Origin of the sequence: Armatimonas sp., assembly GCF_031410135.1 — a bacterium.
Classification (GTDB): domain Bacteria; phylum Armatimonadota; class Armatimonadia; order Armatimonadales; family Armatimonadaceae; genus Armatimonas.
This window is the reverse complement of sequence record NZ_JANNYP010000736.1, coordinates 1-9479: the sequence shown is the minus strand read 5'-3', so window position 1 is coordinate 9479 and position 9479 is coordinate 1. Positions and strand designations below refer to the sequence as shown.

At 57.2% G+C, this 9479-nt stretch carries 11 protein-coding genes; 4 read left to right on the top strand and 7 right to left on the bottom strand.

Features of this window, described 5'->3' with window-relative positions; all coding sequences use genetic code 11:
* The 3 genes from RMO15_RS26870 to RMO15_RS26860 form a co-directional block, all read right to left on the bottom strand.
* On the bottom strand, positions 1 to 425 hold a 425-nt coding region (locus RMO15_RS26870; RefSeq protein WP_309720080.1), incomplete at its 3' end, for a hypothetical protein.
* Positions 426 to 784: 359 nt separating this feature from the next.
* Complete coding sequence (locus RMO15_RS26865; RefSeq protein WP_309720078.1) at positions 785 to 1210, bottom strand: DUF4351 domain-containing protein; 426 nt, start codon at positions 1208 to 1210, stop codon at positions 785 to 787.
* 89 nt (positions 1211 to 1299) lie between these two features.
* The gene (locus RMO15_RS26860) at positions 1300 to 2676 is read right to left on the bottom strand and encodes a DUF1552 domain-containing protein (RefSeq protein WP_309720075.1); all 1377 of its coding nucleotides are present in this window, start codon (positions 2674 to 2676) and stop codon (positions 1300 to 1302) included.
* A gap of 49 nt (positions 2677 to 2725) precedes the next feature.
* On the opposite strand from RMO15_RS26860, the gene RMO15_RS26855 reads away from it, so the two are divergent.
* Together RMO15_RS26855 and RMO15_RS26850 are read left to right on the top strand one after the other, a co-directional pair.
* A complete protein-coding gene (locus RMO15_RS26855) occupies positions 2726 to 3232 on the top strand; it encodes a hypothetical protein (RefSeq protein ID WP_309720073.1) in 507 nt (168 codons plus the stop codon).
* Entirely contained in the window at positions 3232 to 3696 is a 465-nt protein-coding gene (locus RMO15_RS26850) for a 23S rRNA (pseudouridine(1915)-N(3))-methyltransferase RlmH (protein WP_309720071.1), read from the top strand. Before RMO15_RS26855 ends, RMO15_RS26850 begins: the two co-directional genes overlap by 1 nt.
* On the opposite strand, the gene RMO15_RS26845 is transcribed toward RMO15_RS26850, so the two are convergent.
* Positions 3693 to 4391: a hypothetical protein gene (locus RMO15_RS26845; RefSeq protein ID WP_309720068.1), complete on the bottom strand. Its 699-nt coding sequence runs from the start codon at positions 4389 to 4391 to the stop codon at positions 3693 to 3695. The genes RMO15_RS26850 and RMO15_RS26845 overlap by 4 nt on opposite strands.
* On the opposite strand from RMO15_RS26845, the gene topA reads away from it, so the two are divergent.
* Complete coding sequence (gene topA / locus RMO15_RS26840) at positions 4385 to 6679, top strand: type I DNA topoisomerase (RefSeq protein WP_309720065.1); 2295 nt, start codon at positions 4385 to 4387, stop codon at positions 6677 to 6679. The genes RMO15_RS26845 and topA overlap by 7 nt on opposite strands.
* Here the strand turns inward: topA and RMO15_RS26835 are convergent.
* The 3 genes from RMO15_RS26835 to RMO15_RS26825 all read right to left on the bottom strand — a co-directional run bounded on the left by RMO15_RS26835 (position 6676) and on the right by RMO15_RS26825 (position 9050).
* Complete coding sequence (locus RMO15_RS26835) at positions 6676 to 7842, bottom strand: hypothetical protein (RefSeq protein ID WP_309720062.1); 1167 nt, start codon at positions 7840 to 7842, stop codon at positions 6676 to 6678. The genes topA and RMO15_RS26835 overlap by 4 nt on opposite strands.
* A gap of 251 nt (positions 7843 to 8093) precedes the next feature.
* Entirely contained in the window at positions 8094 to 8288 is a 195-nt protein-coding gene (locus tag RMO15_RS26830) for a hypothetical protein (protein ID WP_309720060.1), read from the bottom strand.
* A gap of 6 nt (positions 8289 to 8294) precedes the next feature.
* The gene (locus tag RMO15_RS26825) at positions 8295 to 9050 is read right to left on the bottom strand and encodes a sugar phosphate isomerase/epimerase (RefSeq protein WP_309720056.1); all 756 of its coding nucleotides are present in this window, start codon (positions 9048 to 9050) and stop codon (positions 8295 to 8297) included.
* A gap of 52 nt (positions 9051 to 9102) precedes the next feature.
* Between RMO15_RS26825 and RMO15_RS26820 the strand changes: the two genes are divergently transcribed.
* Positions 9103 to 9479 (top strand): hypothetical protein (locus RMO15_RS26820; RefSeq protein WP_309720054.1); only part of this gene is annotated, 377 nt, incomplete at its 3' end.

Below are 9479 nucleotides of genomic sequence, written 5' to 3'. Positions count from 1 at the left end.
CTTGGGTGCCGAGGTGATCGCTCGTCTTCGCGGTTTCTTTTTGGGTGGTGAGTGGGATGTCTTTCAAGCGTTCTGGAATGCCCGACCCAGAAGAGGGGATACCTCACCACTTTAATGTCTTGCACCCGGGAGTTTCCAGGGGCATCACTACAGTTCCCCTCCATAAAATCCCCATTGACCAGCATGTTCTCACTAGCTCGCAGCAGATACCCCACGCGCTGTGACTGGTGCACCGAGCTAAAGCGATCTGCGGTGTCGAGCATCTCCGCAACCCGCTGAAAGTAGGCATTCACACTTGCAGGAGACAGCCCCAAGTGCCCCGCGAGCGTCTTTGTCTCCGTCGTATTGAGCTCCTGACAGGCTTTCAGTAGCTCCGCTAAGTGAGCGGGTAGTGGTCGCCCCACAGGACGAATAACAACCTTCATTTTAACTCATTTTACCGTTTTTTTCTCGTGCCGTTGCCAAAGTTCCCACGCCTCGGGAGTTGTGATGTGATAAGGAGGATTTGAGAGTCCGTACTCCGAAACGAGCTCTTCAATAAGCGCTTGGTACTCTTTTGCAGTAAGCACGAACGGCTCCCAGCTAAGACCGTTACCAATCGGGTGCCTCGGCTCCTCCGATTCCTCTTGCCACTCATCACGACGCAGGATCGGGTTCAGAATCTCCAGAGGCGGTAAGTGAGTATAAAAATCCGATGGGAAGAGAGATCGAATAAACTCCGTCAGCGGACAGCCCCACGTACGCGGCTTACGTCCCTCACGAAACTCATAAACCCTTACATTTTTCAACCTGCAAGTAGTTCTTCCCAGTTATTAGCATCAAGAATGCGGTCAGCTAGCTCCTCAAGTCGTGTGAGGTCGTGAATCGTGGAGAGCTGTCTGAGAGTATTTCGGGATGGCTCACCAAACTTGCGCGTCCCCTGACGAAGGAGAGTCGCCCGTACTCCCTCTTCGCGGCCTTCAACCCGGCCTTCAAGCCGACCTTTTTCAATTCCTCGTTCTTCATAAATCGAAATCATCTGCTCTACCTCCCGACTCTGAATCTGCTGTCTTAGCTGGTTATACGCCGCTTCTTCGACATCTGCCAGAGGCAAGAAACGCTCCAGTAAATCCGCAAGTAACAACTTTCGGTAGTCTCCATAGCGGCTCTGGGCAATCTTGAGAAGCGCAGAGAATTTCTGCTGGGCTCGTCCGTCTGACAGTGGCTTCATTTTACATGAGAGCGCCGCTGCCAGTGGGCTTTTACTCTGCCACTCACTTGCTGCGAGATCCGGTAGCCCGACTACCAGACCATTTCTGGCTACCCCGCGAGGCCACTGAAGTCTTTGTCGCTAAGGCCTTTGAGCTCGCCGGTGCTGTCTCCAAAGCGCTCTAGCGGAACCCCCATGCGGCGCAGGAGACCGAGGTGGAGGTTGCAGAGCGGAGTATTCTTGGCGTAGGTCAGGTGGCGACCTGTGGAGAGCGTGTTGCCGCCGCGCCCACCGAGCACGAGTGGCAGGTTGTAGGGGCTGTGCGCATTGCCATCTTTGATACCGCTTCCGAAGAGCACCATGCTATTGTCGAGCAGCGTGCCCTCACCGTCTTTGATGGCTTTCATACGCTGGAGCATGTAGCCGTACTGAGCCAGGTGCCAGATCCCGATTTTTTTGTAGGCATCGAGTTTTTCGGCGTTGTTTTCATGGTGGCTGTACTCGTGGTGGCCGCCGTGGACACCGGGCAGGAAGCCGAAGTTGCGCCCGGAGACCTCGTTGCCGAAGAGGAACGTGGAGACACGCGTGGAGTCCGACCAGAAGCCCAGTACCATCAGATCCAGCATGATCCGCACTTGCTCCGTGTGGTCTAAAGGCCGCTTGTCACCGGGAACGGCATACCAATCTTTGATGCGCTTATCGAGTTTCTCAGACTCCGCACGCAGAATGGGATCGTCCAAGACGGAGCCCTTGCGGCGAGCGGCATCGAAGGCGATACGCTTCTCGACGGCGCGCACGGCATCCAGATACTCTTCGAGCTTCAGGCGATCTGCGGCGCTGATCTTTTTCTTGAGGCCACTCGCATCGTCGAGCACCGAGTCTAGCACAGACTTATCGCTGGCGCTCACGCCCTTTCCGCTCTGCCCCTGGCGGAAAAGGCGATCAAAAGCGGCCTGGGGATTGATCTCCCGCGAGACGGGCGTCGTGGGCGTGCTCCAGGAGATATGCGAGCCGTAGAGCGCGGTCAGGCCGACGTTGGTATCCACATAGGTCGTCGGAGGGTCTACGGAGAGCTCCAGCGATGGCAGTGGGGTGAGGTTGCCGAGCTTCTGTGCGATCAGCTGGTCTATCGAGATGCCACCCGCGTTGAGGTTTGCACCCGTGGTCTTGGAGATGGTGGTGCCCGTCAAAAACGGCGCGATCTTGTAGTAGTGCCCATCGCCCGTGATCGAGCCATGGTTCATTAGCTCGGTGAGAACGAGAATATCGTCCTTAACGGGAGCCAGAGGCGCGAGAATCTCCGAGAGCTCGAACTGACTTCCGCTGCCTTTAGGTGTCCACGCGAAGGGGTTCACGCCGTTGGGCATGTAGAGCACCGCCAAGCGATTTGGCGACTTCGCCGTGGTCTGAGCCAGCGCCTCAAAAGCGGGCAGGGCAAGCGCGACACCCGCGCCCCGCAAAACAGTCCGTCGTGTTAGCGTCTTCATCGTAACCATTTTACCGCAGCGCCGTTTATAATGATAAGGAGAAAGTCCAATGAGTAAAGTTAGTAAGATAGTTCTGGTGATATGTGCCCTGATGCTTGTCGTAGCGGGTATCTGGTCGCTCGCACCACGCCCGGCAGCAACACCGGAGCTTCAGATCGCGGAGTCGCTACAAGAGGCCGCTGATTATGCTCAGGCGGGGAGAGTGTCATCCATGATGGACTTGATCTCCAACGACTTCAAGAGCGGGATGATGAATAAAGCGAGGATGCAGATTCTGCTCACCCAGGCAAAGCGGAGCGGGCAAGGCGTGCGCTACGATGTGAAAGTCGCCCCACCCCGCATGCTTCCCTCCGCCGATGGCAACCCCGACCAGCGAGTGGTCTTTACGGCGGCCTCGGTGCTCGGTGATGGTAGCGAGACGCTCTGGGGCGGGAACCAGCTCACTCTGGTGATGCGAAAAGAATCGCGCCGTCACAACCTAATCTACACCGAGCCGCACTGGCGCGTCATCTCGATTGCCAACATGCCGCCTCTCCCTGGCGAGAGCAGCGAGTAATGGCCGCACGTCCCCAGGTCACCGTGCTCTGTGTCGGGAAGCTGCGCGAGACCTACTGGAAAGACGCCATCGCCGAGTATGTCAAACGACTCGGTGGCCAGACCAGCACGTTTCAGTTGATCGAAGTTGAGGAAGATACCCGCGCTGATAGCGAGAAAGAGGGCGAGCGCCTGCTTGCCAAGCTACCCGAGCGCGGCTGGGTTGTGGCCTGCGATGGCAGCGGAAAGGAGCTGGCCTCCGAGGCGCTGGCGGCCAAGATCGAGCAGGTCTGCACCGATGGCGAGAGCCACTTGTTGTTTCTGATCGGCGGAGCCAACGGCCTCAGTGATGCAGTCCGTGCTCGCGCCAGCTTCCTGCTCTCGTTTGGCCCGATGACCCTCCCTCACCCACTGGCAAGAGTAGTCTTGGTAGAGCAGCTCTACCGCGCCTTCAAGATCAACCGCGGCGAAGCGTATCACCGCTAGTCAAACGGCAAATCGGGAGGTGACAAAAGCGCACCCGCTCGCTCACAGCTCTCTCTCCACTCCCACAGGAGCGTGAGGTCGGGAGCCGAACCCGCAGGGAACCTTTCCGGGGCGATGCTAATCGGAGGAGTAGGCAGAGAGAAGGCTGCGAGCCAATCACCTTCAACTTGTGAGGCAAAAACAAGCGCGGAGGCGTAGGTCAGTAAGAGCTGCTCGGGAATTAAAAGCTCCGCGGAAGGGTATCTACCGGTGCGCCACTCGGCGAGGAAGGCTTGTTTTTCCGTGGCGTCAGTGATCGGGATAAACTCTTCCCGGTGTGCCCAGCGCTTGGTGTTGTACTTTAGATACGCCGCGCCGGGAAGCTGAGCAATCTCAGGCGGGAAAGCCAGGAGCGCGTGGGGATAGCCACGTGAGAGCTTGTCCACCAAGAGTGGGGTTTGTGAGGAAAACGAGAGATGGATATAGTTCTCCAGCCCTAGCTTCCGTCGCCGCGAGAGTGCCGTGGGGCGTGGATGAACCGAAGCACGGAGGGCTCCCTCGTTGAGAATCTCGGGAAGAAAGTGGAGCGGCGTGGTGTGCCAGTAAAACTCGGGGCTGGGAACCATGATATGAATAGGATTGTACACTCTCGTGGCGAAGGGGTGAGCCACCGCGATACAATCGGCGGCGTCCCCCTCAGGAATAAAATATGGCAAGATCGCTCATTATCGTTGAATCACCGGCTAAGACCAAAACCATCAAGGGTTTTCTAGGCCCCGACTACAAAGTCGAGGCCAGCATGGGCCATGTCCGTGACCTGCCCAAGTCAAAATTGTCAGTGGACATTGAAAACGACTTCGCACTCACTTACGAGCCACTGACGGACCGTAAAGATGTGCTCGGTAAGCTCGCGGCGGCGGCCAAGGGCTGCGATACCATCTACCTCGCCTCCGACCCTGACCGCGAGGGAGAAGCGATCTCGTGGCACATCGCAACGGCACTCAAGCTCCCTAAGAGTAAGATCAAGCGCATTGTCTTTAACGAGATCACCAAGGCAGCGGTCAATGCGGCGCTCGCCAACCCACGTGAGATCAATCAAGATAAAGTAGAGGCCCAGGAGACACGCCGGACGCTGGATAGACTGGTCGGCTACAAGATCAGCCCGCTCCTCTGGAAGAAAGTGCGTAAAGACCTCTCCGCAGGACGTGTTCAGTCCGTGGCCGTCCGCCTGATCTGCGATAGAGAGCGCGAGATCCTGGCCTTTGTACCCGTGGAATACTGGAGCCTGACCGCCAACCTTGCGCCCCAGACCGGCAAGAAGCAATCGTTCGATGCCAACTTAGCGGGCTTTGAGGGCAAGAAGCTCGAAATTAAAACTGAGGACGAGACCATGGCGGTCTTGCGGGCTGTGGAAAAAGCGCCGTGGACGGTCGCCAAGGTCAAGAAGTCTGAGCGCCAGCGACGCGCCTACGCCCCGTTTATTACTTCCACGATTCAGCAAGAAGCGGCACGCAAGCTGGGATTTTCCAGTAAGCGCACCATGACCGTGGCGCAACAGCTCTACGAAGGTATTGACTTAGGCGGCGATGCGGGCACGGTGGGCCTCATTACCTACATGCGTACCGACTCGACACGCGTTGCGGGCGAGGCACAAGTCGCGGCCAAAGAGTACATTGTCGCCAACTTCGGCAAGCCTTACGCACCGGAGAAGTTCAATGTCTACAAGTCCAAGAACGCCGCGCAAGATGCCCACGAAGCGATCCGCCCGACCTATATCTCCCGTGAGCCCGATAGCATCAAGACACGCCTCAACGCCGATCAGTACAAGCTCTACCGCCTGATCTGGCTACGTTTTATCGCCTCGCAGATGTCGCCCGCCGTGATGGACGTGGTGCAGGCCGATATTGAGGCGGCAAAGTACACGTTCCGAGCAACCGGCTCCACGATCAAGTTCGATGGTTTTCTGCGGGTCTACACTGAGGGTAAGGACAACCCGGCACAAGTGGACGACGACGAAAAGCCACCGCTTCCGCCGCTCAACGAGGGCATGCCGCTGGACCTGCTCAAGCTCCTGCCCAAGCAGCACTTCACCGAGCCCCCGCCGCGCTTCACCGAGGCGACCCTGGTTAAAACCATGGAGGAGCAAGGCATTGGCCGTCCTAGTACCTACGCCTCCATTATCTCGACCATTCAGGATCGTGGCTACGTGGCGCTGAACGAGAAAAAATTTCAGCCCACGGACCTAGGTAATGTCGTGACGGATCTTTTGGTTCAAGCCTTCCCCCAGATCCTCGATGTCCACTTCACTGCAGGCATGGAGGAGCGCTTAGACGCAATTGAGGAGGGTACAGATACTCGACTCGCGCTGCTCAAGGAGTTCTACGAGCCCTTTGCGATTGCCCTGAAGGCTGCCGATGAGAACATGGGTAAGTTCGCCAAGGACATTGGCCGCGCCTGCCCCGAGTGTGGCAAGGCACTCGTGGAGAAGTTCAGCCGCTACGGCAAGTTTATCTCCTGCTCGGGTTACCCGGACTGCAAGTACAGCGAGAAACTCGCTGCCGAAGGAGCAGATGGTGAGGCTGCCCCGGTGGCGGAGCCCGTGGTTTCAGAGATTCCCTGCCCCAACTGTGGCCGCCTTCTAGTCGAGAAGACGGGGCGTTTTGGCAAGTTCCTAGCATGCCCTGGCTACCCGGAGTGTAAGTACATCCACAAAGACAAACCCGCCGCAGAGTCTACAGGGGTGAAGTGCTTTGCTTGTGGTAAGGGCGAGTTTGTGGAGAAGCGGAGCCGTAGCGGGGTCTTCTACTCCTGTAATCAGTACCCTGCCTGCAAGACGGCTCTACCCGGAAAGCCTCTCACCGACCGCAAGTGTCCCCAGTGCGAAGGCTTGTTGCACGAGAAAGTTTTCAAAGGACGGCTGACCGGTATCGCATGTGCCAACAAAGCATGTGGCTACTCCGAGAGCATCAAAGCCGCCCCGAAGGAAGAGCCCGCTGAGGCTTAGCCCTGTGCGAGTATCCGCCTGAGGTAGCTGGCTTCCTCAGGCAGTAGCGGAATCAAAAACCCCTTGGCATGCGCCTGAGGTCGTCCCGTCTCCACATCCAGCATCGAGAGAGCCGCCATCACCCGCTCACGCTCGATGGCGGAGGCGACAGAGAGGCGAACTGTCCCGTTGTCGCTGGTCTCTGCTTGCTCTAAAATCGCATTCAGCATGCCGACGGAGCGTTTTGCCATCGCGGAGATCGGGGCAATGGGGCGTGGGAGAGCCACTTTAGGTCGAGGCTGCGGTCTCCGAACCGTTTTTTTCGTCGCTGCCACCAAGAGTTTTTGTTCGTCGCGGAGCTTCTGCTCGGTACGGCGCTTATCCATCCCTTTCTGGAGTGCCTCTTCGGCCTGCTCGGCCTGACGCGCACGGGTCATCCAGCGGCTGATGGTCGAGACATCCAGATCCAAGGCGCGACTAATACGAGACAGACTCCATTCCTGACGGTGGAAGGCAAGTGCCGCAAGTCGGCTCGCCACGGCGGAATCTTCCTCAGACACTGTATTGATGCGAATCCAGGTCGCCACTTCTTCCTGATCCCGAGCCACTTGCGTATTTTTAGCTGCGTTGCGGAGCGCACGCCGGGCTGCTTTAACGGCTTCACGGCTAGGCTCAACAGCACGCGGGGCCTTTGCCACGACCACTTGCTCAGGCTCAGGCGCTTCAGCCGCTTTTGGAGGAGCACTCTCTTTAGCTTTTACTTCTTCTTCGTCTATAAGCGGAATCCAGAGATGCATGGTCGCAGGAAGCTCTTTGACTTGGTTGTACCACCGTGCCAGTTTATGCGGCGTGATTCCGATCATCCCCGCAATCTCACGGGACTTCTTGCCTTCCTCAAACTGCTGAATGACATAGAGCCGTATGGCATTGTGGTGACGATCAAACTCGGTTGGCTCTTTACCCGCAGGAGGCGGCTTGAGAACATTATCGCGCTGTGCCACAGGGGCAACAACTATTGCAGGAGCAGCGCGGGGAGGAGCGGGCACAGTCGGGGGTGGTTGGAACGTCGGAAGAGGCTCCGGCTCACGAATAAAGCTAGCGATATCCTCAAGGGGTGCATTTCCCTGCAAGAGTGCGTAAGCCTGAAGAAGCTGGGGGACATAGACTTCATCCTCTGCAAACATTTGCTGCTCTGCTTGAAGAATTTCATCCGTAGAGAGAGGTTGGCGAAGTGTCTGTCGTTGCCGTACACGATTAAGAATATCTTGTCGGCGGCGTGGCGAAATCGGAGAATCAGGTGTCATCATAATAGTTCGGGGGGTGCTTTTCTGTTTAGAAACAAATGAAAAGACATCTCATAAGACAATACCTTTGACACAAAAGTTCCTGTGTCAAAGGTGTGTCAAGGCTTTTTTGAGTATATCATGAGAAAGAATTACTTGCTTCGTCGCAGTAATACCAGGCACAGATTCCCCCCAATCGGAAAGAGTGCCATACCCCAGAAGAGTGTCCGCAGGGCAGTAGCGAGCTCCGCTCCTGCCCCAACACGGCTCAGCTTGTGGTAGGCCGCGAGGTCAATAAGTAGTCCGATACTACAGACCCCTAAACCAACCCAGCCGACAAGACGCATCGGGTGCTAAACCTTGCCCCAGGCCTTCAGGTTCTCGATACTGATCTTGATGGACTCAAGCGGTGTGAGCGGTGCCTGGCAGCTGTCTTGCTCCACCATGTAGAACCTCGCTCCTGACGCCTCTGCTGCCGCGAAGAGCGCCGGATAGTCTACAGTTCCGGTTCCCACGGGTGCAAAGTTGCCCTCACTGTCCATGTCTTTCAGATGCACCAGCGGGACACGCCCGGAGAGTCGTGTTAAATAGTCCGCAATCCCCTGCCCACCTTTTTTGATCCAGAACGTGTCGAGCTCGGCTAGGACAGCTGGCGCGGACTCAAAGAGAACATCAAGGCCCGTCTTGCCGCCTTCTGAGAGATCAAACTCAAAAGCGTGGTTGTGGTAGCAGAGCGTCAGACCAGCATCGGCGTACACAGGAGCAATCGCACTCAGCTCCGCTCCTAGCTTGGCATAGCCCGCCAGAGACTCGGTGTAGGGCTTGCCGATCCAAGGCACGATCACATAGTCGTAGCCAAAGAGCCGCGCCTCGGCAATCGCTTGGTCGGGCTTGCCCGTGACGAGATCTACCCCAACATGCGCCCCAATGGCCTGCAGGTTATTGGCATCGAGAAGCGCCTTGTACTCTTCGGCAGTCTTGCCCGCATAGCCCGCCAGTTCCACACCTTGATAGCCAAGGCTCGCCACATAGGCCAGTGTCCCTGCCAGGTCGCGCTGGGCATCGTCGCGAACCGTGTACATCTGTAAACAAACCGGAATCTTGCTCATGGAAACTACTTCACCAGTCAGCGGGCATTCTCCTGCGGGTAAACTCTAGTTCATGGAAACTCCCGTTTTGCTCTGCTCTTCTCTTGATCCCGTAGACGCGCTCTTTGTAGTCGCAACGCCGCGCACACGAGCTTTTGTTGCGGAGCTGATGCGGCTCTCGCCCGTACCGGTGCACGCCATTGCCAATGACCCAACCCACGCTTCCGATGTCTGGATACAAGACACCGCGGAGTTTTGCGTCCGCGGCGGCAAGCCCGTGGCGCTACTGGGCCTGCGGGGAAAGCACGATATGGGCCTCACCTGCGGCCCGCTGGATCAACTTGTGGAGACCTATCTCGCCGAGAAGCTACCCTACGTCGAGCGCCTCAAAGTGGGGGAACCAAAGGCGGGACGGCGTTGGATTGACTGGTACGGCAACTTAGAGGTCTC